Source organism: Desulfopila inferna, assembly GCF_016919005.1.
GTDB lineage: Bacteria > Desulfobacterota > Desulfobulbia > Desulfobulbales > Desulfocapsaceae > Desulfopila_A > Desulfopila_A inferna.
On sequence record NZ_JAFFQE010000009.1, the window covers coordinates 72,844 to 95,022 of the forward strand.

The window sequence follows — 22,179 nt, forward strand, 5'->3', positions numbered from 1 at the left end:
GTTAATCCCCCTCCTTTACCAGCAGTGCCACCGGGAATCGCGCCATAAGATCCTGCAGCCGCAGGGTCCCTCCGGAAATCATTTCCCTCGTCATAACATTACACCACTGTCCTTCCGGGACCTGCAGAGATGTATTGCCCCAGTCACCGCCAAGTTTAATCACCAGACGGGGCACAATCGCCAGAGCCTGTTCTCCCAGAAGACAGGCGACGACATGATCGGATTTCTCGCCCTCTGCCTGAAGGGCGCCATATGCCGCCTCCGCACCGAAAAGTTCCGGTCTGCTGCGCCGCAAATGCAGGGCCTGCCGCACCACATGCAGTTTGGGCAGGCCTTCATCCATGCGCTGGAGAATTTCTTCCGCAGTGAGAGACGATATCTGGTCAAGCATTTCTCTGCGCAGATTAAAATCCACCGCGCGGCGGTTATCCGGATCCACCAGACTTAAATCCCAAAGCTCATTGCCCTGGTATATGTCGGGTACACCTGGTGCCGTTAACTTGAGCAGAGTTTGCGCCAGACTGTTCAGGCGGCCCGGGAAAACAAGCCCCTCAACAAATTTTTCAAGTTCCCTGCGAAACTCATGGTCCGTCATTACCGCCTTGATAAAGTCCCGCAAGCTCGTTTCATACCCTTCATCCTGGTCGACCCACGATGTATGTATCTTGGCCTCGCGCACCGCTTTTTCCATGTAGGCGGAGATGCGGTCGAAACCTATGGGCCAGGCCCCCACCAGAGTCTGATAGAAGAAATATTCGGTATTGCTGTCCAGCTCCCTACCCGGCTGAAGACGCTTATTACCGGTGATCCAGCTCTCCACCGCCTTACCCCAGCGTTGCGGAATTTCGGAAAGCAGTGCCAGTCTGGCACGCACATCCTCGCTGCGTTTAGTATCATGGGTCGTTGAGCTCAACAGCCCCCAAGGTCTCTTCTTGCGGGCCTCGGCACAATAACTGTGATACTGTGCCGCCGTGATGCCGAACCGGGAAGGATCTCCACCTACCTCATTGAGGGCTATCAGACGATTGAACCGGTAGAAGGCGGTATCCTCCACACCTTTGGCCATTGCCGGTCCGGTCAACTGTTGAAAACGCAAAGCCAACTCCCTCTCCCGCGCTTCATCATAGCGAAACAGGAGAAGATCCTTGAGGAAATAGAAGAGTTCTGGCTCCAGGTCCTTTCTTGCAGCACGGGCGCACTCAATGGCCTGTTCTATGTGCTGCCTGTCGGTTGCACTTCCCTCCGGACGGCTCGGGGAGAGATAGGTCCTGTAAACAGGAAAACAAACTGCCGTTTCACAGAGGGCATCGTGCAACTCGAGGCGCATATAATCGCGGTGCCGCCGATGGCGTTCGCAGACTCCTACAAAGAGATCGGTCAGCCTGCTCAGCTCACTTTCCAGCAATTCTCTCAGGACATGACGCTTACAGGAATGAATCACCTCTTCGAGATCTGTAGGCTCCCCCGTTAATCTGCTATAGAGAGCGGTAAGCGGTGCCTCTCCCGCAGGATCGATGAAGAGTCCAACAACAACATTGAGAAAATCATAGCCGGTGGTGCCTTCAATCGGCCAGTGGGACGGCAGCTCCTCACCCGGCTCGAGTATTTTTTCCGCGACTATCCAGCTCTCCGGGCAGGCCTGACGCAAACGTTCAAAATATTCCGTGGGATCACGTAATCCGTCAGGATGATCTATACGCAGTCCCTGGACCAGACCTTTCCTGAAAAAAGAGATGGGCAGAGCATGGGTTGTCTTGAATACCTCCTCGTTTTCCATCCTCATTCCCACCAGCTCCTTGATATCAAAGAATCTCCGGTATCCCAGATCCCTGCTTTCCATGCGCCACCTGGCCAGCCGGTAGTTCTGCTTATCTATGAGGTTATCCAGCTCGTCGATCTCTTTATTTGTCCTCTTGACCTCTTCGTCTATGGCCGCACACACCTCAGACTTCTCTCGACACAACTCGCCAAGCAACTGCAGAATAATACCTTTGTCCCGGTGGCGAAGCGCCACAATTTTGCGGTTGGTCGCCGTGGGACGGGGCAGCCTGCCGCAGCTGTCGGCTAAATAGGCGAGAAGATCCGAGGAGCTGCTTTGTGCCGCTCTGCCGAGGAGTTCGGCCAGGCTGGAAGGACACACCGGAAATGAATTGTCATAGTAATGAAGGGTGAAGATCCCTTCATTGTAAGCAAGAGTGATCTCTCCGTTTTCAAGAACACGTCCGTAATGATCACCGAGCACCGGCAGGAGAACCTTGTTGGGCCAGCGTTCCTCGGAGGAATCCCAGTCAACATCGAAGAAGGCGGCATAACGGCTCGACGGTCCGTTCTCCAGGACATCCCACCAGAAGGGATTCTCCCGACCGGCAATAGCCGTATGATTCGGGACAATGTCGATCATCTGCCCCAGACCGGCAGACTTGAGTTCTTCGCATAACCTGGCGTGCATCTCTTCCCCGCCAAGCTGAAAATTTATACGCCGGGGATCGACGATATCATAACCGTGAGTGCTCCCGATCCGCGCCTGCAGGTAGGGCGAGGCAAAGAAATGGCTGATACCGAGTTCGGCAAGATAGCCGATAATACCAGTCGCCTGGGAGAAACCGAATTCTGGCTGGAGCTGAATACGATAAGTGGCATGGGGAATAGGCTTCAATTATACATCTCCTTTCACGAACGTTTACAGTACCCCATGAGGGGTATAAGCACCTTTAAACAGATTATTTTCTTGCTAAAAAACAAGAAAATAATCTGTAAGGTGCTAATCGTCCTGGCCATCTGCGGTACGCAGAACACACCATGATCGAGACTCAATTTTTATGCGGTCGCCTGCTGCATATTCTGTTTCTGCTTTTTCATCCCAGCCGGTATCGGTATCAAAAACAAACAGCCAGCTGCTGCCCCATGGAGAGCCCGGCAGGGTGCAGTTCTGAGGCTCATGATGAGCGTTGATCAGGATATAAAAATTATCATCGGAGAGAGGCTCTCTGTGTGGATTGGGATTCTGGATGGCGCCGTTTAAGAAAATACCCAGGGTGTTGGTACGTCCCTGGTGCCAGTCTTCCTCGGTCATCTCTTCACCCTTTATGGTGAACCAGGCTATATCCCGCGTTTCACTGTCATGAATGGGCTTGCCCTGAAACCAGCCGCGCCTGCGAAATGCTGGATGGCTTTTGCGGAACTGGATAAGCCGCCGGCAAAAATCGAGAAGATCCTCATCGACGTTATCCCAATCATACCAGGTCAACTCATTATCCTGGCAATAGGCATTATTGTTTCCCTTTTGGGTCCGGCCGATTTCATCTCCTCCAGCAAGCATCGGCACTCCCTGAGAAAGCAGCAGAGTGGCCAGAAAATTCCTTCTCTGCCGCCGCCGCAGCCTGATTATGTCTTTATTGGTCGTAGGGCCCTCGGCACCACAATTCCATGAGCGGTTATGATCATCGCCATCATGGTTATTTTCACCGTTGGCAAGATTGTGCTTTTCATTGTAGCTTACCAAATCCGTCAGGGTGAAGCCGTCGTGTGCGGTGATGAAATTGATGCTGGCAGATGGCAGACGCGAGGAATTTTCATAGAGATCCGAGCTGCCGGTGAAACGGGAGGCAAATTCCTGCAGAGTCTGTTCCTCACCTCGCCACAGATCGCGGATGCAATCGCGGTACTTGCCGTTCCACTCCGTCCAGACCGGCGGAAAATTACCGACCTGGTATCCACCTTCTCCGATATCCCATGGCTCAGCTATCAGCTTGACCTGATTGATCACGGGATCCTGCTGGATAATATCGAAGAATGCCGAAAGCCGATCGACATCATGCAGCTCACGTGCCAGCGCAGACGCCAGATCAAAGCGGAAACCGTCAATATGCATCTCCTGAATCCAGTAGCGCAGCGAGTCCATAATGAGCTGAAGAACATGAGGATTGCGCATGTTGAGGCTGTTGCCGCAGCCGGTATAATCCATGTAATACTGTTTTTCTTCCGTAAGTCGATAATAATAGGCGTTGTCTATACTCTTGAAACTAAATACCGGGCCCAGATGATTACCCTCGGCAGTATGGTTATAGACAACATCGAGGATGACCTCGATTCCAGCCTGATGCAGGGACTTCACCATCTGTTTGAATTCGGCAACCGCACTGCCCGCATGTTCATCGGAGACATATTCATCATGGGGAGCAAAATAGCAGATACTGTTGTAGCCCCAGTAATTCCGCAACCCCTGATCAATCAGGTTCTTATCGTGGATAAAATAATGGATCGGCATAAGTTCGACCGCCGTGATCCCCAGTTGGGTAAAATGATCGATGATTGCCGGATGGGCGAGCCCCGCATAGGTGCCCCGGAGTTCCTCGGGCACATCGGGATGATTCATGGTCAGTCCTTTTACATGAGTCTCATAAATAATGGTTTCATGCCAGGGAATTCGAAGAGTACGGTCCCCATCCCAGTTAAAAAACGGTTGGTGAACTACGCAACGGGGCATGTAGGGACCACTGTCCCTATCGCTGCGGGTCTGGAAGCCCTTGCCGAAGCGATAGGGAAAAACTGCTTCATGCCAGTGAACACGGCCGTCGATGGCTTTGGTATACGGATCTAAAAGAAGCTTGGAGGAGTTGCACCGATGTCCCTCCTCCGGATTCCACGGTCCGTGGACTCTGTAGGCATAACGCTGGCCCGGCTCTATTGTGGGGAGGTATCCATGCCAGCAATATCCGCTCACATCCTCCAGCTCCAAACTGGTTACTTTGCCGTTATCATCGAACAAACATAATTCAACACGTTCGGCAATCTCGGAAAACAAAGAGAAATTTGTGCCTGCACCGTCAAAGGTGGCGCCTAGCGGATAAGGCTGACCTGCCAATAGTCTCATCTTGGATTTTCCTCCGAATACTCTGTTGGGTTTGTGGTAGGAGATTCCATCTTTCTTATCAATTTGAATTATACAATTTATATGCCATGCCTAATGTTTTCTTTCCGGTGCAAAAGCACCAGCTGAAAAAAATCCCATGTCCGAATTATAGGCTAATGGCTGCGGTGCGAAGCATTTTTCCCAGTATAGGATAGCGGAGACATTGAAATCGCTTATTCGTCAATAGATACTGGTTACAGTATATCACAATATCAACTGCTTGAAGAAAAATACCATCCAAGGACCGAAACACAGTGATCGTTTACGATGTCATACCTGACTTGAAATGTTGTCCGATACAATCGGACACAGACATTTAATTCAACAAAGCATCAGAGCAGAGGCTTCCCCCGGCATGAGGTATAATTGGATAGTGATTGTTGATTTATTCCGAGGTGGTTTTAACTTTATATCAGACTCTTCTTTTTGCAAAACGTAAAAGTCGGAGGTTTCAGGACTCCGGCAACTATAATTTTTCCGAAGAGAGGGATATGTGATTCTAGAAATCCATTGCCACACTATTGAGAAATCCAAGTGCAGTTTCGTCAGGGCGCGAGATTTAATTGCCCGAGCATTTGAGATAGGTATGGACGGTGTAATTCTGACTGATCATCATTACATGTGGTCGGCGGAAAAACTACAGAAGGTCAGGAGCGAATCCGGCGTCCCTGCTCATTTTCTGATTGTCTCCGGTCAGGAAACTACCACTTCAGACGGTATTGATGTGCTGGTATATGGAGCTGACCAAATCTTCAAAAAAGGAACCGCGGTGCACGATATTCGGAAAGCATGTCCGGATGCCGCCGTTGTCTGGGCTCATCCTTATCGTAAGGGAGGTCAGCCCGACCGGGAACAGCTCACCGATGAGATGTTCGACGCCATAGAAATTCTCAACTCAAATCATACATTTTCAGAGACGCATCGAGCCATAAATGACTGGCATACCATGAAATTCACGGCAACCGCAGGAACAGACGCCCACGCCCTCTCCTACGTCGGCACCTATCCCACGGTTCTGGAACATCCGGTCGACAGCGTAGAGCAGTTTGCCGAAGAGATAAAGGCAGGCCGCTGTCACCCCTATTTTAAAGAAGTACGCCGGGAAGGAACCACCCACACCAAAGTCAAGGAAATCACCGTAGGCCCACGACATGAAAAGCGGAGGGCCTTTATTGTCAAGGAGTATGAAGAAACCGAAGCCTGGCAAAACGGAGATCGTTCCTACCGCATCATGACGGCAATCCGCCACAATGGCTTCGATCGTGGATCGTGCAGGATTCCCGAACCCTTGGAAGGGGATCAGAATCATAAAATTCTGATAGAGGAAAAGGCCGAGGGGGAGAATCTATTCGATGTCGTTCTTCATGGTGATGAGCAAACTGCACGGCAGGGCCTGAAGCTAACGGCAACATGGCTGGCCAAGCTGCATAACCTACGGTTGAAAGTGACTCCTGACGGTGAATTCCCTGCGATTGAAACGGATCGAATCAACTGGTATGTCAAGGGTCTCCATGAAAATGACCATCCTCATCGCCACCGGGTTCAGGAAATATGCGACCAAGTCCTTAAGGCGGAACTACAGCTTATCCGGTCACATCCTCAGTGGCTGGTGCAAAGCCATGGAGATTTTCATCTGAAGAACATTCTGTTCCACAACGACAAAGGGAATCCCTGTATCATCGTGATTGACTTTGACAGCTCCTACAGTCTTCCTCAAGCTTTTGATGTCGGTACCTTCCTAGCTCAGTATGAAAATATGTTTTTTCGTCATCCTCATATTCTCACCAAAGCTCCAGGGCATCTCTTCCTGCAGACTTATGAAAATGAAATAAATGGATTACCTCATAATTTTCGTCAACAGGTTCATCTCTTCCAGGCGCGAACCTGCCTGAGTGTTCTGTACTACTTAAATAAGGTGGGTTTGGGTGGATCGGAAAATTTTTGGACAATTCTGCTTTCTGCCGAAAAATCACTGGCCATATTCACTCACGCGCGGATAGCCGGTGCCGCAGAAGAGACCAGCTGAATCAGATTACTTCCTCGCTACACTCCAACCAAATGGTAGCCATGCAACTGATAGTCAGGTAATTCTGGTCTGCGACAACGGATCCTGCTCTCAGGTACCGGGATCAACTGCTCTTTTTTTTATGAAATTCGATACAGCGGCCTGCCTTTGTCGGGCAACTGGTCCGGGCGGCTTCTCCTCCATCTGCATTGCCAAGAAGATTGATGGCTTGCAGCAGTCCATTAGGCCCGTAGAACGAATCCATAAGCATATCGTGTATCCGGATGCAGGAAGATAAAGCATTCGGCGAGGTTCGCCGTACAGCATCTATTTTCCATTGCAGCTGACGACTGCGATGCCGATATTGGGCGGGCTGGCTCATGATCAATTCCTCTATAGCTGCTTTCCTCTCCCTTTCAAATTTTTCCGGATTTTGACGAGCCAATTTAACCCACTCCTCCCAGTCTGCAATTGAATTCATCTCCATAATTGCCTCTCCTGATCGGTAATTTACCTGCTTTCTTGTGTGCTTCCGGCGCTGCGCAAGAACATTGCATTTTTCCAAACCTCACACTCCTGGAAGAGATAAAGCAAAAAACATGCCGATAGAGCCTGAGGTACGTGCCGCTGTTTCGCAGAATTTCCAGACGATCATTGCCGCAAATATGGCCTGAGCCAAAGGTATTTTCCAATTATACAGGACAGCTTTCCAGCAGGAGAGGATTAGTGAAAGGTTCTTATTCAGCTCTTAAAGCTTCAATGGGATCAAGGCCGGCGGCATGGCTAGCCGGCAGCACGCCGGCCAGCAGACCGATGGCCGCCGCCAGAAGTTCGGCGTAGAGAGCATACTGCCAGGGGGTGTGAGTCGGCAGAGCAGGAACGAATGCGCCGAGCAGCCAGGCAATCCCCGCACCGCTCAGCAGCCCGGCGAGACCGCCGAGTCCGGCAAGAACCACGGCTTCGCCGAGGAAGAGCAGAAGGATCTGGCGTCGATCCGCCCCTATGGCGCGGAGCAGTCCTATCTCGGAGGTGCGTTCATTGACGGCAATGGTCATGATGGTAATGATGCCCACACCGCCGACCAGCAGGGAGATAGCACCCAATCCACCCACGGCGAGGGTGAGAATGTCAAGAACCGAACCGAGGACCTTGAGCATCTCGTCCTGGGTGGTGATGGTAAAATCTTCACTGCCGTGCCGCATTATCAGCATTTTCCTGATGCGCTCTGCCATGGTCTTCGACTGCAGGCCGCTCTGGTACAGCACATCGATCTCCATCAAGCTGTCAAGATTGAACAGGCTCATCGCCCGTGCCGTGGGAATATAGACGGCGTCATCAAGGTCAAAACCAAGCATCTGCCCTTTCGACTCCATCACCCCGATCACCCGATAGCGCTCCCCTCCTATTCTCACCAGGCCACCGAGCGGACTGCCGGCCCGGAAAAGTTCAGCGGAAACCTTGCTGCCCAAGACCACAAAGGCACGTGCTCCCTGGCTGTCGTCATCTGGTAGAAAGCGCCCCATGGCCACGTTTATCTGCCAGACACGTCCTGCTGATGGTCCAACCCCGAGGACGTTGGTGCGCCGGCTGCGCTTGCCGAATTCCACGGCGGCATTGCCCTGGATAACCGAAACGGTATCGGTGACTCCGGGAAGATGCCTGAGCGCCTCTTCATCCGCTATGGTAAGTGGACGTACGGTATTGATCAGGGCGCCGGAAATCCCGGCGGTAGTGGTACGACCCGGATTGATGCCGATGAGATTGGTGCCGAACTGGGTAAATTCGGCCAAGGTGAAACGATGAACACCTTCGCCGATCGAGGTGAGCAGGACGACCGAGGCGATCCCGACCGCTATTCCCAGCAAGGTAAGGAAGCTCCGCAGCCGCTGATCAAGCAGGGAACTCAATGAAATTTTCAGGATATCCCGGATAAACATGTTGTTTCACCTTCTGGCCAGGGCCAGGACAGGATCGAGCCTGGCTGCCTGACGAGCCGGCAGCACCCCGAAAATCAGTCCGGTTGCCAGCGCCACTCCGACTGCCGCCGCCAGAGACCAGACGGGAGCGGCGATGGGAAACTGTGGAAACATCCGGCCTAAAATCCAGTTGGCCGCACTTGCAAGGAGCAGCCCCAGGACAGCTCCCAGAATCGAGAGGATCGCCGACTCGGTCAGAAAGAGCGCGATGATCTGCCCCGGCGGCGTACCGATGGCCTTGAGCAGTCCGACCTCGGCCTTGCGCTGCGATACTGCAATCAGCATAACGTTCATGATCAGGATTCCGGCCACCGCCAGGCTGATGGCGGCAATTCCCGCCACCGTCAGGGTAAGAGCGGTAAAAATGCGATCGAAGGTTGCCAGCACGGCATCCTGACTGATAACGGTTATATCGTCTTCACCATTGTGGCGCTCTTGGGTTACACTTATTATGGTGCGCTTGGCCCGGGCGATGGAGTCGCGATCCCGTGCCTCTATCATGATCCTGAACAGCGAGGGATTATCGAACAGAGCTTGCGCCGTGGCTACCGGTACGACAACGACATCGCTCATATCAAGCCCTACCGATTCGCCCTTTTTGGAAAGTACGCCAATCACCCGGAAACGCCAGTCTCCGATGCGCACCTTTTCCCCGAGAGCCGAAGCACCGCCGAACAACTCCTCCTTGGCCTTATACCCCAGCACGCAAACAGATGACGCCCTGGTGGGATCGCCTTCGGGCAGAAAACTCCCCTGGGCCATGCTCATCTTGCGAATATAATAGAGGTGCGGCGTCGTGCCCAGAATGGTTATCTCCCGTTCACGACCGCTATATGAAACAGGAGCTGCGCCTACCGAAATCGGCGCAACATAGCGAATGGTCGAGGTGCGCAGCAATGCCTGGGCATCGTCAATGGTCAGGTCCCTGGGGGTGATGCCCAGCAGCGGCGGCGGTCCCCCCACCGTTTCCGAGCGGCCCGGCAGAACGATGAGCAGATTGGTGCCGAGCGATGCGAACTCACCGACGACATATCTTCTGGCCCCTTCGCCCAGCGCGGAAAGCACCACCACCGAACCGACACCGATGGCCATGGCCAGCAGCATCAACAATGTTCTGGTGGGATATCCCAGTTGAGCCTTGAAGGCGAATCTCACTGTATCGGCAAAGTTCATAATGCGGTCTGCTTCATGGCAGTATCCGTGTCGACCCTGCCATCCACCATGGTTATCCTTCGCGTAGCCCGCATACCAAGTTCCGGGTCATGGGTCACCATGATCAGGGTCAATCCCTGGCGGTTGAGCTCTTCCAGGATATCGATGACCTCCTGCCCGGAGACACGATCAAGGTTGCCGGTCGGTTCGTCGGCCAGCAGAACATGGGGTTCCATGATGGTCGCCCTGGCTATGGCGACGCGCTGGCGCTGGCCTCCGGAAAGCTGATCGGGGCGGTGCCTGGCCCTCTCCGCAATACCAAATGCCTTCAACGCCTTACCGACTCGCTCTTTGCGCCGAACAGGTTCTATTCCGGCCAGCATCATCGGCAGTTCAATATTCTCTGCGGCGGTCATCCGCGGCACCAGATGGAAAAACTGAAAGACAAAGCCGATCTTATGACGGCGCAGAGCCGCCTGCTGAATATCGCTCAGAGTGTTGGTTTTCTGATCCTCGAAGAGATAATCCCCGCTGTCAGCCCGGTCGAGCAATCCTATCACATTTAGCAATGTTGACTTGCCCGAGCCGGATGGCCCCATGATGGAGACATATTCCCCTGGAAATATGGACAGATTAATATCGCGTAAGGCAGTGACCTGCTCATCACCGACCTGAAAGGAGCGCTGAATCGCAGCCAGCCGGATCATGGCTCAGGCTCCGCCTGCACGGCAGCGACGTTATCGGCAAGTCCGGGCTTATCGACATTGACCACCACCAACTGTCCTTCCCGGAGCCCGGAAACGGCTTCGGTAACGGACCAGTTGCGCAAACCGGGGGTGAAGGCGACCTTGCGGATAATCCCCTCCTCCCGGTAAAATACATAGACAGAACCATCCTCCACTACCGCCTCGGTGGGAACCTTCAGGGTATCCTGACTGACGCTGAGGATAATTTCAACATCGGCGCTATATCCGGCAAGCAGTTCGGCAAAATCGTCCTTGCCGGCAAATGATACCTCGATATCGACGGTTCGGGCCTGCTTCTCGAGGTCGAGTACATAGGGGGCGATGCGACGGACAGTTCCACTAAAGACGCGATTGCGAAAAGCATCCAGGGTAATCCCGGCATCCATACCGACACGAACCCCGGCGGCATCCACCTCATCTATCGGAGCGGTAACATAGAAACAATCATTTTCGATGAGATCAACCGCTGGTGGAGTCGGCACCCCGATCGGCGATGGGGTGACATACTCATTCAATTCGCCCTCGATCTTGGCAATCACTCCGGCAAACGGCGCCTCCAGACGGGATCGGGCCAGATTGGCTTTGGCCAGGCTCACCTGCGCCATATTTCGCTGTACCGTCGCCCGGGCAGCTTCACACTTGGCCTGCATGGATTCGGCCTCAGCCACCAGGCGTTCCATCTGTTCCAGAGAACCGGCATTGCCGCGAAACAGAGTTTTGGCCCTTTCCCCCTGCCGCGCGGCTTCTTCAGCTGATACACAGGCGGCTTCAGCCTGAGCACTGCTAATTTTCACCTCCTGCCGGGCGATGGCAACCTGCGCGTTGAGATCTTCATTCCAGATCTCCAAAAGCAGATCTCCCGCTTCAACCAGATCTCCCTCCTTTATCGGCAAGCTGGCAATCTGACCACCGATACTCGGCGAGAGCCTGGCTCTCCGGCAGGCGTCTACCGTACCGGCCCGGGTGTTGGCCACCACATTTTCAACGGTTCCACGAGTGATGGGCCTGACCACCACCTCGACAGGTTTGCTCCTGGTTTTCTGCCAGATGAAAAAACCAATGCCCGCAACAAACAACACGACAATCAGCCAACGAATCAGCTTGCCCATATATCACGCCAGGTAATGAAATAGTGTTAAAGGAGCCCTGCAGACTCATGTACAGCGTTACGCCTCGTCCCATAAACCTGCCAGACTCGTGAAATAGCCGGTCTAGTTCCTTGTTTTCTTGGAAGAAGCATAATTGATTGCCGACAAACTTTCAACGCTTGACCTCCATGAGGGCGGCACAATACTTTCCCAGCTGAACTGGACTCTTTACAGTACCCCCTTGCGGTGTATAAGAACCTTGAGACTCAGCGGATCAAGCATACTGAAGGCTGACAGGCATATCTATACAACATTGTGGTGATTGTTCTACCAGGCGGGAGAAATTCCGTAATGACTCTCCAGATTTTTTTGAAATTCTGCATCGGACAAATCATCCTGTTGCGGTGCAGAATCGAGTTTGTCCCGATCGACGCTCAAGATTGCCCTATCACTGTAAAATCGGACAACCCCATACGGGACCGCGATTTGATCCCTCGAATCGCTGCTCTGAGTGAGGGTGAAATAATGGATCAGACCCGATTCTTTGTCTGTTACTATATTCTGCATTTTTCCTATTTCTTCACCACTCCGGGACAGCACCGGTAAACCATCGAACTTCGCGATCGTCACATATGTACCTTCTGCTTTAAGTGAATATTTGGATTTCTGATCCGGCATCGACCCGGACGGATAAGCCATGCCTGATGAATTCTCTGCGTTCTCCATACCCTTTAACGGGCTGGTCGGCGCGATGCAGAGCAGAAGAGCTAGAGTGGACACTAAGAGCTTTTCCACGGCATACCTCCCATAAAGTAAGGTTATCGGCTGTAGAGGCATGCGGAGAGGTATAGCCTCACTCTGCAGACCCGTTTCATATGCAAATCATACAAGCAACGAGCATGCCAATTCCTAACATTTTTCAGGGCAAGCGTTGTCTCTGAGTGTAGTACTGAACCGAGGCGAAGCCAGCTCCCGACAAGTCCTCTATAAAAACATTGCCTTGCAGGCATGTCTGACATACTTTAAATGCAACCTCATAAGAATATTGAAACAGTGGGTTTCTGATTCTTCCGGGGCTGCTGAGATAAAATGAAGCACTTTATGGAAACTAATTCAGGGAAAGGAAATCATGCCCGATACATCCTACATTGTAAAATGTCCTTCATGCGGGAAGGGAAATCGAATTCCTGCCGACAAAGAAGGGGTTCAAGGACGTTGTGGAAATTGCAAAAACTCTCTGCCGCCTTTCTACTCCCGACCGCAGCAACTCGACGATCATACTTTCGACAAGTTCGTCCGCTCCTATCCGGGGCCGGTGCTGGCTGAGTTCTGGGCTCCCTGGTGACCGCACTGCGTCTCATTCGCACCGGTCGTGCGAAACATAGCTGAACAACTGGCTGGTAAGGCAGCTGTAGCCCAGATTAATACCCAGGAAAACAAATCGTTGGCATCGCGTTTCGGGGTCCGGGGCATACCAGTGATCATGCTGGTAAAACAGGGGAATGTTGTTGATCAGATAGCAGGTGCACAATCGGCAGAGGCCGTGCTGTCCTGGTTCCAGCGCTTGGCATAACAACCTGCCGTTCTGACAACTGTGGGGCAGTACCAGCGGCAGATTGACGAGTTCGACAAAGGCTTTGCCGCGGAAGCTGGTCATCGCCAGCAGGTTGGTCACAGAAAAACCGGCAGCAGTGCGAAGCATAATTGAAGTTTTCAAGGCATCGGCAATTATACGCTTTTTTGAAGGACATGATTCGTTCGTATTTTTTCCTTGTCACTCCTATTGGCAACCAGGAGTTCACAGCTTACATGTATAGAGGTCGACAAAAAAACCATCACAAGCCGCTGAATAACATTTGAAAGAGGAGAGAACCATGCCGACAAAGCCCACAGCACAGGAAGATGAATACTTCGCTCGCAAAGAGTTCGAGAAAAAGCAGAAAATCAAGGCAGAACAGTCCAGGAACCTGAACGCGGAGCAAAGACGCGAGTTGCAGCAGGCACACTTCATGCGATGCCCAAAATGCGGCATGGAGCTTGTTGAAATTGCCTTCAAGGATGTAATGATCGACCAGTGCACCGGATGCGAAGGTGTCTGGCTTGATCCGGGAGAACTTGAAAAGGTATCAGATTTAGAAAAAACAGGTTTAGAGAAACTTTTCAATGTCTTCAAAAAATCCTGATCTTCTGCAGGCGGGTAAGACATTCCCGAGAGTATTAAAACGAAGAAAGCGGTAATGATTGAGCCACGATGCTTTGTTCTATAAGTAAAAAATTACTTTAAGACCAAGCAGATCATGGGAAAATGGTCTTTCTTGATCTTCCTCTTTGTCCCGCCCATCTTGCAATCAGAAAAAACCTGCTGGAACGAAGTCAGGCTATTTAAACTCCTCTTTATAGCCCTTTGGAATTTTGACCACAAATACCGGCTGGGATGCACTATGCAGTACCTTACGTGTGGTGCTGCCGAGCATAAATTCCCCTACCCTGCTGTGGCGTCGTGCCCCCATAACAATCACATCCGCCGAGCATTCTTCCGCCATATTCAAAATTACCTGATCTGAATAACCTTCCAGTACATGAATTGAAGCAACTGCATTCTCGCAGCTTGGGGCGTTATTGCATTCCTCATTGCAGAGTCGCTCAATTCGTTTCTTGAGTTGAGACGTGACCGTTTCTCTTGCCTTGGTATGCAGCTCCAGCGAACTCTCAGGGGAAATATATTGCTCAACCAGGCTTTTTCCAAAAGGGGTCAGAGGCTCAATGGCATGTACTGCCACAATTTTGGCCCGATGCTGACTGGCAAGAGCCAAAGCATATCTGAATACGTATGGAGCATGTGGGCTGAGGCCTGTTGTATAGAGGATGGTCTCTATTTTAGGTAGCATGATTTTCACCATTACCGCCTCATCCTGAAACACGAATTGAGGCGGTTTGTTTGGTTTAAGGGATCAGGACAATTCTTTGGGATTGCAAAGGTTTTCAGCCTTTGCTGCACTACGGCCGCAGTTCTCGCAATAATGTGTTGCAGGTTGAATAAGTGCCATATATGACTGAGGGTCTTTGACTTGAAGTTCCTCTTCTACGTATGCGCACAGGGTTTTGGTAGTGTCGTCGCTCATACTTTCTCCTCCTGTCCAGCTCTGCTGGGTTCTATTAGAGTAGCTTAATTTTCCGAAGTAGGTAATCAAGGATGTACAATCACAATATTCCCTGATTCCACAAACATTAGGCATAGGCTCCAAGGAGTCAAGTGAGATAGAAACATGGCCTTATGTGATCTTCAAGACTGGTCCCTGGTTCTGGAATATCAAGGGCCTCAATCAGGCTTGGGGCACCACCTCGACTATTGGGACAAGCTGGCCGAAAGCCTATACCGCCAGTGCCAGAATGCCGGCGGTGTACGCACAGGTGAAACAAAAACGTGAGGATGGATGGAGACGCAATGTCAAAGCAGGTATCTCTGCCGTTTTCGCGTCCTCGATCGCAATCGTCGAGGCAATAGCCATCATGACCGACAGTGACGACACAGGAGGCCTAGTAGCTGCCTTCTACGGACGGACTTTTCAGATAGGTGAAGGACCTGCCGCTGGCAATGGGTTTCTGCGTGTCTTTTACTTTTCTGACGGACAAAAATGATTAGTGTTGCTATCTCAAACAAAGCTCAGCTATGGTTATACTTGCAACGGCCGGGATTCACACGAGCCCGGAATGACGATCCTGATATTTTTATAAGCGGCATACCTTAGCTCAATTTATGAATAACCAACCCAACAACTTCCTGCATGGCCGGACTCTAGAGAATATCCTTACCTACCTGGTTGAGAGTTATGGCTGGGACAAATTAGGTAAATATATTGACATCAAGTGCTTTAAAAACGAGCCTTCTATCAGATCCAGTCTTAAATTTCTACGCAGGTCTCCCTGGGCCAGGACAAAAGTCGAGTCCCTCTATATCGTCACCAGAAAAAATGAAGAGAAGAAGAGCCGTTCCAAAAAGCCAAAGTAAGTCTGATTACCTCCCCTAGATTCAAATGGATAAAATACAGATCGTTCGCCAGGACATCACAACGCTACAAGTCGACGGAATCGTCAATGCCGCCAACAGCTCCCTTTTGGGCGGGGGCGGTGTCGATGGGGCGATACATCGGGCAGCGGGACCGGAACTCCTTGTCGAATGCAGGGCAATCGGAGGCTGTCCCACGGGCGAGGCCAAGCTGACAAAGGGCTATCGCCTTCCGGCCGACTGGGTGATTCACACTGTTGGCCCCATCTGGCATGGCGGAGGCAACGGTGAGGCCAACCTTCTGGCAGCATGCTACAGAAATTCACTGGAAATTGCAGAGAAACAGGAAATGCAGAGCATTGCTTTCCCAGCCATAAGCTGCGGGGCATATGGCTATCCCATTGACCAGGCATGCACCATTGCGATTTCCGAAGTTTCAAAATTTCTTTCAGAACATAAGGCTCCAAAACAGGTTATCTTTGCCTGCTTTAGTAGAAAAGTTGAAGAAGCACTCCGGGCTGCTCTTCAGCAAATCGGGTAAATCCTTAGGTTCCAAGCACTGTACTCAACGATGTTCCTGCAACACTTCAGCTTGGTCGCCTACTATTTTGAAATTTCAAAGATCCGCACAATTATTTGCCCCCGATCGGGATCGGAATGATGATCATCACCTCGAAATGATCGACATCGTCGTCAAGAAAAAGCTTACCTTGCCTGAAAACAGGCATAGATGATGGGATGCCCTATTTTAGCCTTTTAAGTTCCCACGGTGGACTTTCTCTCAACAATTCGGTATCATCTTTTTTCGCGGCCAGGAAGCATTACTCTTCCCCAGAAACCTGTTCGGCAACAGAGAAGATACTCTCCTGCACCAAATAATAAACAACTGCCGGATTCATGGATACCAGCTCCACCGGAAAAGGCAGCTATCGGAACAATGGACAATGCGAAAAAATACAGGACCAATTTTACTCATCATCATCGGGATACTGCTCCTCCTCTCCAACCTCAACCTTCTTCCTCTGGGCGATCTCAAGGTGCTGCTGAAGCAGTGGTGGCCCGCTTTGCTGGTCATTATCGGGATTATTATGCTGCGCCGTTGATGCTGCCTCTCCTGCAGGTCCGGTAAACACATTTTCTCAGCGGCCACCTATACTCCTGAGCTCGGCCGGACAAGAGTAGGCTGGACATTTCCTCAATAATAATTACCATTTCAACCTGTTGTTATGCATCATCATTATCAACCTACCGCTCACTTCGCCAGGAAGCTGTCGCACTTGAAAAAAGTCGATACTGATGGTTACAGACGTATACAAAAAACCATCAGCAGATTGTTGCTGCATCCTGAAGATGCCGACGGCAGAATGGTGGGTCTCTACGACGGCAGACTGAAGAAATATGTGGGCAGAGGTGATTTTCGCATCATTTACTACTGGTGCAGACTCTGTCACCGGGAAAACCAGAGGCAACAATGTTTGATTCCAGACAACAGTGTGATCTTCTTTGACATCTACCACAAGAAGGATAAGAAGAAGATCAAGAAGAATTCAACACAAAAAGGAAATTATGCAACCTTTTAAGGCAAATTGTCTGCCGCTCCTCATAGGCAGCCTACCTATCGACAATCATAGTCAGGCCATGGAACTGATTCTCACCCACACTCCTGAAATTCCCCTGTGGCCACAACTTCCCGCCTACAAGGAGGAGGGCATGGTTCCCCAGTTCCTCCCCGGCATGCCCGGCATAGACGAATGCGACGACACCGTTTTTATCAATGGTAAGGGCGAAAAATTTGACGCCGAGTTCCTCTCCTTTTATGAAGAATACCTGATGATTACCGAAGGCGGTGGCAGCCTTGAGGGAAGCCGCTTCGCTCTGACCACCGAAACGGCAAAAGGTTTTTTTGATTTTCTGGAACATACCGCCGGCGTAAAAGAAGGCCTTGCGGCATTGAAGGCACAGACCACGGGCCCCTTCACCTTCGCTACCGGTGTTGTCGATCAGGACAATAGAGCGATTTTCTATAATGATCAGCTCAGGGATGCCGCCATCAAGCTGCTGGCTCTCAAAGCCAAATGGCAGATCGTCAAGATGAAGGAAATCTGCCCTCGGACTATCATGATTTTTGACGAACCGGCACTGGCCGGATTCGGCTCATCGGCTTTTATCACCATCTCTGCCGATGATGTCAAAGAATGCTTCGCCGAAGTATTCGAGGCCGTGCAAAGTGAAGGCGCACTCGCCGGAGTCCATGTCTGCGCCAACACCGAGTGGTCTATTCTGTTTGATGCAGGCGCCGACCTGGTCAGTTTCGACGCCTACTCCTATTTCGATAAATTGATTCTCTACCCTGCTCAGCTCCGTGCGTTTTTCAACAAGGGAGGTATTCTGGCAAGCGGCATCATTCCCACTACACCAGAGTTTATCGACGAGGTAGATGGCGCTTCTCTGACGGGAAAATGGCTGGAGCAGGCCCGAGAATTGGAAAACATCGGGATTCCCATGGAGCAGATTCTGCAGCAGACCCTCATTACCCCAAGCTGCGGCACAGGCTCGATCAATTTCGACTATGCCGGCAGGGTGATGGCATTGACACGGGAAGTTTCCACGACCATCAGGGAGAAATTTTCACTGAGCTGATCTTCAGCGAGAATTGGAAAACCAAATAATGCACATCCAGAACTATCATGCCGAGGATCTCCATATAGATCATTTCGAAATTCTTAAGGGAGAAGCCTGGTGCGTTTACGGCTCCAATACTTCAGGGATAAGCAGCTTCGTCAACTTGCTGTCTTATCCCACAGAAGTGAAGGAAATCTCTTTTGAAGAAAAACCTGCGGTAATCTCTTTTGCCATGCAGCAGGAAATTTTCGAAGAAGAAGTGCATAAGGACAACAGTGATTTTATCGACCGGATTGATCCCGGAACACCTGCCCGCGACTTTATTGATGATCCCGAGCGTTTTTCAGAACTCATTCATCATTTCAACCTGCAGGACTGCCTGGATAAAGGCTACCGGCAGCTCTCCTCGGGAGAGAGCAGAAAGCTCATGCTGATCAGCACCCTCTCCCGAAATCCAGGACTGCTTATTTTCGAAAATCCTTATGATGGTGTGGATAGTGAAGGCTGCCGGGAGCTTGATCGTTGCCTGAACCGCCTCCACAACCATGGTGGCCACCGCCTTCTGATTACCGTCACCAATGAGTGCGACATACCTCAGTGGTGCACTCATCTGGCGATATTGCAACGCGGGCATATTGTCTTTCAGGGTCCGCTTGATCTGGTCCCGGATTTCAGCCAAATCAGGGGGAAAGAGACGGGAGCCGCATTTCATCTGAACTCAACTGATCAGGATGCACAGGATACGGAAGTTGAACTTATTCGTCTGACCAACGGCTGTGCGCGATATGGCGAAAACATTATTTTCTCAGATCTGCACCTTACCGTCAAAACTGGGGATCACACTTTGATCACCGGTGCCAACGGCAGCGGAAAATCCACCCTTTTGCAGATCATTACCGGCGACAATCAGAACTGCTATGCCAACGACCTGCTGATTTTCGGGAGAAAACGGGGCAGCGGCGAATCGATCTGGGATATTAAACAACAGATGGGCATTGTCAGCCCCGACTTGCACCGCAATCATTATATTCCCGGCAGTGCACTGCAGGTGGTGCTCTCCGGCTTGTTCGATTCCATCGGCGTCTACCGGCAGCCTGCCGCGAGACAGCAGGAAGAGGCCCAGAAGTGGCTGAAAATGATCGGTCTGGCCGGCAAGGCACGCACCTCTTTCCGACGGCTTTCCTATGCCGAACAACGCCTCTGTCTCATAGCCCGGGCCTTGATCAAGATGCCGAAACTGCTGATTCTCGATGAGCCGACTCAGGGACTTGACCATCATAATCGCAACGCGCTGCTGGACTTTCTCGAGACCATAACGCTTCGAAAATTGAGCACCATTCTCTATGCCGGCCATAGAAGCGATGAATTTCGTCCATTCTTCCGGCAGCATATTGATCTCTCCAAAAGAGAGTAACGGCCCCTGACTCTATTGACATTTTTCTCTTTATTGGCATGGTATCCAAATAAACTGACGGGAGGATTGAATCATGGCCTTACTCCAGATATTTTCAGATTATATCTGACCCTGGTGTTATTTCATTACCGGGAGTATTGAAACACTGACAGATGAATATGAGCTGGGTATCAAATGGCGGGCCTTTCCACTGCACCCCGAGACGCCCGAACAAGGTATTCCGCTGGAAAAGCTCTTCGCCGGCAGCAGCATCGACATACCGCAGATGCTGCGGCATCTTCAGGAGGTGGCCGACTCGCTGGGCCTTCCCTTCGGTGAAAGGCGCAACACCTATAACAGCAGACTGGCTCAGGAACTCGGCCTCTGGGCCGAAAGTCTAGGTAGAGGCCACGCCTTTCACATGGCCGCATTCCATGCCTACTTCGCCGCCGGCCACAACCTAGCCGACAGACAGGTTCTCCTCGACCTAGCAGGCGAAGCCGGACTTGACAGGACTGCCGCCGGGCAGGTTGTGGATAAAAGGTCCTTCAGGGCCGCAGTCGATGCCGACTGGCATCTCGCCAGAGAAAAGGAAGTGACTGCGGTGCCTACCTTCATTATAAACGGGAAAAGCCTGACGGGCGCCCGACCCTATAAAGACCTGGAACATTTTGTCCAAACAGCGGCCGGACCTCTTCCGAGAAAAGATTAGCCGGTGCAACAAAAGCTATGGCGATTTTCATGCCCTCTTTTCCTTCTCTTTCGACCAGCAACCCTTTCTTCAATACAAGGCGTCGTAAAAATCCGACCGGCGTTGTCTGTCGAATTTTTTCTCGCCGATAAAAAACCGACCAGGCGGATGCATTCTCTTTTTTCTTGCACCTTGCAGAAGGCAATGTATATTCACCGGACTAGCTTCATGCGACGGTGAGCCGCCCTCGGCTATGTTGATGAAGGGCTGGATCTATCACACTGTTTCAAACACGATTATGATGTCCAACCCAGCTGAGCTGGACTCTTTACAGTCCCCCCTTGAGGGGTGTAAGTGCCTTGGACATAGAGGGCACTTCGCAGTTAGCAAATACATTATTCGTTTTCTTATTTTTTCTGACAGTTTTTCAGGAGTAAGGCACTAGCCCCGAGAAGCCGGTAAACCGGCCGGGATAAGTGCCTTGGATATAGAGAATAATTCACAGTTAGTAAATGCATTATTCGTTTTCTTATTTTTTCTGACAGTTTTTCAGGAGTAAGGCACTAATGACCAGGATCCGGGCAAATCTTCTGCTTCTATTAACCGCCATGATATGGGGCTCGACCTTCGTCGTTCAACAGGTCGCCACCGGCGACCTCGGCGCCATCACCTTTACCTCGGCCAGGTTTTTTATGGGCGGCCTCGCTATCTTGCCTCTGGCCTATATCCAATATAAGAGGAAACAGAGAACTCCATATTCAATTACAGCAAGAGATTGGGCCGGCATGATTTTAACCGGTTTAGCCCTCTTCAGCGCCGCAGTCCTTCAGCAGATAGGTATTTTCCATACCTCCGTCGCCAATGCCGGCTTCCTCACCGCTCTCTATGTCCCCATGGTGCCGTTCTTTGCTTTTCTGGTACTGCGAACCTCCATTCACTGGATCGTCTGGCCTTCCGCCCTGGCATGCCTGGTAGGCACCTATATCATGAGCGGTGCCCAGACAGTCAGCCTCAGCGTCGGAGACCTCTGGGTAATCTCCAGCGCCTTCTTCTGGGCTGTGCATGTTATTCTGGTGGGCATCATGGCTACGCGCACCCAGGCACCCCTGGTTGTTGCCGTGGTTCAGTTCATGGTCTGCTCCCTGGCAGGGCTGGCGGTCGGCATTATCGTGGAGCGGCCTGTTCCGGCAGATTTCGATAACGCCTTTTTTGGGATCTTTTATGCCGGAATCCTTTCCGTCGGCATCGCCTTTACTCTCCAAGTGGTCGCCCAGCGATTCAGTACAGCTTCCGATGCCGCAATAATTCTCAGCTCGGAAACGGTCTTTGCCGCACTGGCTGGATTTATTTTTCTGGGAGAAGGACTCACACCTCCCCAGCTCTTCGGGGCATTCCTGATACTTGTCGGGATTATGATGGTCCAGCTGCTTCCCCTTTATACTTCACAGCGGAAAAAGGGCTATATTTCAGCCGCTTGACATCATCGACATAAATCAGCCAGCTTTTCCCGGATTGGCCGCAACCTCAATTGTCGCTTGACTTAATTGATCTTTTAGAGGAATTATAGGCAAACGATGTACATCCACAT

Annotated in this window: 21 protein-coding genes and 1 pseudogene; 12 read left to right on the forward strand and 10 right to left on the reverse strand. The window is 51.4% G+C overall.

All coding sequences use genetic code 11. The features are described from left to right. Position 1: 1 nt before the first annotated feature. Positions 2-2,656 carry a malto-oligosyltrehalose synthase gene (treY, locus tag JWG88_RS18935; protein ID WP_205235364.1) on the reverse strand — a complete coding sequence of 885 codons (2,655 nt, stop codon included), beginning with the start codon at positions 2,654-2,656 and terminating at the stop codon, positions 2-4. A gap of 105 nt (positions 2,657-2,761) precedes the next feature. Then, the gene (gene glgX, locus JWG88_RS18940; RefSeq protein ID WP_205235365.1) at positions 2,762-4,873 is read right to left on the reverse strand and encodes a glycogen debranching protein GlgX; all 2,112 of its coding nucleotides are present in this window, start codon (positions 4,871-4,873) and stop codon (positions 2,762-2,764) included. Positions 4,874-5,405: 532 nt separating this feature from the next. Between glgX and JWG88_RS18945 the strand changes: the two genes are divergently transcribed. Next, on the forward strand, positions 5,406-6,938 hold the full coding sequence (locus JWG88_RS18945) for a phosphotransferase (RefSeq protein WP_205235366.1): 1,533 nt from the start codon (positions 5,406-5,408) through the stop codon (positions 6,936-6,938). Between the two features lie 103 nt (positions 6,939-7,041). Here the strand turns inward: JWG88_RS18945 and JWG88_RS18950 are convergent, their stop codons facing one another. The 6 genes from JWG88_RS18950 to JWG88_RS18975 form a co-directional block, all read right to left on the reverse strand. Then, positions 7,042-7,404, reverse strand: coding sequence for a DUF3135 domain-containing protein (locus tag JWG88_RS18950; RefSeq protein ID WP_205235367.1), 363 nt, complete (start codon positions 7,402-7,404; stop codon positions 7,042-7,044). 250 nt (positions 7,405-7,654) lie between these two features. Next, positions 7,655-8,854 carry an ABC transporter permease gene (locus tag JWG88_RS18955; protein ID WP_205235368.1) on the reverse strand — a complete coding sequence of 400 codons (1,200 nt, stop codon included), beginning with the start codon at positions 8,852-8,854 and terminating at the stop codon, positions 7,655-7,657. 6 nt (positions 8,855-8,860) lie between these two features. Continuing rightward, positions 8,861-10,066, reverse strand: a complete 1,206-nt coding sequence (locus JWG88_RS18960; RefSeq protein ID WP_205235369.1) for an ABC transporter permease — start codon at positions 10,064-10,066, stop codon at positions 8,861-8,863. Next, positions 10,063-10,752, reverse strand: a complete 690-nt coding sequence (locus tag JWG88_RS18965; RefSeq protein ID WP_205235370.1) for an ABC transporter ATP-binding protein — start codon at positions 10,750-10,752, stop codon at positions 10,063-10,065. Before JWG88_RS18965 ends, JWG88_RS18960 begins: the two co-directional genes overlap by 4 nt. Further along, on the reverse strand, positions 10,749-11,900 hold the full coding sequence (locus JWG88_RS18970) for an efflux RND transporter periplasmic adaptor subunit (protein WP_205235371.1): 1,152 nt from the start codon (positions 11,898-11,900) through the stop codon (positions 10,749-10,751). Before JWG88_RS18970 ends, JWG88_RS18965 begins: the two co-directional genes overlap by 4 nt. Before the next feature lie 306 nt (positions 11,901-12,206). Continuing rightward, positions 12,207-12,674, reverse strand: a complete 468-nt coding sequence (locus tag JWG88_RS18975) for a PRC-barrel domain-containing protein (RefSeq protein ID WP_205235372.1) — start codon at positions 12,672-12,674, stop codon at positions 12,207-12,209. A gap of 334 nt (positions 12,675-13,008) precedes the next feature. On the opposite strand from JWG88_RS18975, the gene JWG88_RS22020 reads away from it, so the two are divergent. Together JWG88_RS22020 and JWG88_RS18990 are read left to right on the forward strand one after the other, a co-directional pair. Then, positions 13,009-13,452: a thioredoxin family protein gene (locus tag JWG88_RS22020; protein ID WP_306793130.1), complete on the forward strand. Its 444-nt coding sequence runs from the start codon at positions 13,009-13,011 to the stop codon at positions 13,450-13,452. 301 nt (positions 13,453-13,753) lie between these two features. Continuing rightward, on the forward strand, positions 13,754-14,062 hold the full coding sequence (locus JWG88_RS18990; RefSeq protein WP_205235375.1) for a TFIIB-type zinc ribbon-containing protein: 309 nt from the start codon (positions 13,754-13,756) through the stop codon (positions 14,060-14,062). Positions 14,063-14,257: 195 nt separating this feature from the next. On the opposite strand, the gene JWG88_RS18995 is transcribed toward JWG88_RS18990, so the two are convergent. Beyond that, entirely contained in the window at positions 14,258-14,779 is a 522-nt protein-coding gene (locus JWG88_RS18995) for a universal stress protein (protein ID WP_205235376.1), read from the reverse strand. A 51-nt stretch (positions 14,780-14,830) separates the two neighbouring features. Further along, entirely contained in the window at positions 14,831-15,001 is a 171-nt protein-coding gene (locus JWG88_RS19000) for a hypothetical protein (RefSeq protein WP_205235377.1), read from the reverse strand. A gap of 154 nt (positions 15,002-15,155) precedes the next feature. Between JWG88_RS19000 and JWG88_RS19005 the strand changes: the two genes are divergently transcribed. The 9 genes and pseudogenes from JWG88_RS19005 to JWG88_RS19045 all read left to right on the forward strand — a co-directional run bounded on the left by JWG88_RS19005 (position 15,156) and on the right by JWG88_RS19045 (position 22,069). Then, positions 15,156-15,518 (forward strand): DUF3047 domain-containing protein, encoded by a 363-nt coding sequence (locus tag JWG88_RS19005; RefSeq protein ID WP_205235378.1) that lies wholly within the window; start codon positions 15,156-15,158, stop codon positions 15,516-15,518. Positions 15,519-15,636: 118 nt separating this feature from the next. Beyond that, positions 15,637-15,888 (forward strand): VF530 family protein, encoded by a 252-nt coding sequence (locus tag JWG88_RS19010; RefSeq protein ID WP_205235379.1) that lies wholly within the window; start codon positions 15,637-15,639, stop codon positions 15,886-15,888. Positions 15,889-15,913: 25 nt separating this feature from the next. Then, a complete protein-coding gene (locus JWG88_RS19015) occupies positions 15,914-16,426 on the forward strand; it encodes an O-acetyl-ADP-ribose deacetylase (protein ID WP_205235380.1) in 513 nt (170 codons plus the stop codon). A gap of 403 nt (positions 16,427-16,829) precedes the next feature. Next, positions 16,830-16,988, forward strand: a complete 159-nt coding sequence (locus JWG88_RS19020) for a LiaI-LiaF-like domain-containing protein (RefSeq protein WP_205235381.1) — start codon at positions 16,830-16,832, stop codon at positions 16,986-16,988. A gap of 174 nt (positions 16,989-17,162) precedes the next feature. Continuing rightward, positions 17,163-17,465 (forward strand): type II toxin-antitoxin system RelE family toxin, encoded by a 303-nt coding sequence (locus tag JWG88_RS19025; protein WP_205235382.1) that lies wholly within the window; start codon positions 17,163-17,165, stop codon positions 17,463-17,465. Then, positions 17,452-18,525, forward strand: coding sequence for a uroporphyrinogen decarboxylase/cobalamine-independent methonine synthase family protein (locus tag JWG88_RS19030; protein ID WP_205235383.1), 1,074 nt, complete (start codon positions 17,452-17,454; stop codon positions 18,523-18,525). The genes JWG88_RS19025 and JWG88_RS19030 overlap by 14 nt, the downstream gene beginning before the upstream one ends. A 28-nt stretch (positions 18,526-18,553) precedes the next feature. After that, entirely contained in the window at positions 18,554-19,921 is a 1,368-nt protein-coding gene (locus JWG88_RS19035) for an ATP-binding cassette domain-containing protein (RefSeq protein ID WP_205235384.1), read from the forward strand. A 121-nt stretch (positions 19,922-20,042) separates the two neighbouring features. Next, positions 20,043-20,612 (forward strand): annotated as a pseudogene (locus tag JWG88_RS19040) (DsbA family oxidoreductase); the annotation flags it as partial. Between the two features lie 545 nt (positions 20,613-21,157). Then, a complete protein-coding gene (locus tag JWG88_RS19045) occupies positions 21,158-22,069 on the forward strand; it encodes a DMT family transporter (protein ID WP_205235385.1) in 912 nt (303 codons plus the stop codon). Positions 22,070-22,179: the final 110 nt, after the last annotated feature.

Coding starts and splice junctions, on each gene's coding strand:
- JWG88_RS19010 (WP_205235379.1), top strand. CDS start 15,637: ATGAATAACCAACCCAACAACTTCCTGCATGGCCGGACTCTAGAGAAT.
- JWG88_RS18990 (WP_205235375.1), top strand. CDS start 13,754: ATGCCGACAAAGCCCACAGCACAGGAAGATGAATACTTCGCTCGCAAA.
- JWG88_RS18965 (WP_205235370.1), bottom strand. CDS start 10,752: ATGATCCGGCTGGCTGCGATTCAGCGCTCCTTTCAGGTCGGTGATGAG.
- JWG88_RS18950 (WP_205235367.1), bottom strand. CDS start 7,404: ATGGAGATGAATTCAATTGCAGACTGGGAGGAGTGGGTTAAATTGGCT.
- JWG88_RS18970 (WP_205235371.1), bottom strand. CDS start 11,900: ATGGGCAAGCTGATTCGTTGGCTGATTGTCGTGTTGTTTGTTGCGGGC.
- JWG88_RS19015 (WP_205235380.1), top strand. CDS start 15,914: ATGGATAAAATACAGATCGTTCGCCAGGACATCACAACGCTACAAGTC.
- JWG88_RS18960 (WP_205235369.1), bottom strand. CDS start 10,066: ATGAACTTTGCCGATACAGTGAGATTCGCCTTCAAGGCTCAACTGGGA.
- JWG88_RS18955 (WP_205235368.1), bottom strand. CDS start 8,854: ATGTTTATCCGGGATATCCTGAAAATTTCATTGAGTTCCCTGCTTGAT.
- JWG88_RS19045 (WP_205235385.1), top strand. CDS start 21,158: ATGACCAGGATCCGGGCAAATCTTCTGCTTCTATTAACCGCCATGATA.
- glgX (WP_205235365.1), bottom strand. CDS start 4,873: ATGAGACTATTGGCAGGTCAGCCTTATCCGCTAGGCGCCACCTTTGAC.
- JWG88_RS19035 (WP_205235384.1), top strand. CDS start 18,554: ATGCACATCCAGAACTATCATGCCGAGGATCTCCATATAGATCATTTC.
- JWG88_RS19030 (WP_205235383.1), top strand. CDS start 17,452: ATGCAACCTTTTAAGGCAAATTGTCTGCCGCTCCTCATAGGCAGCCTA.
- JWG88_RS18995 (WP_205235376.1), bottom strand. CDS start 14,779: ATGGTGAAAATCATGCTACCTAAAATAGAGACCATCCTCTATACAACA.
- JWG88_RS19000 (WP_205235377.1), bottom strand. CDS start 15,001: ATGAGCGACGACACTACCAAAACCCTGTGCGCATACGTAGAAGAGGAA.
- JWG88_RS19020 (WP_205235381.1), top strand. CDS start 16,830: ATGCGAAAAAATACAGGACCAATTTTACTCATCATCATCGGGATACTG.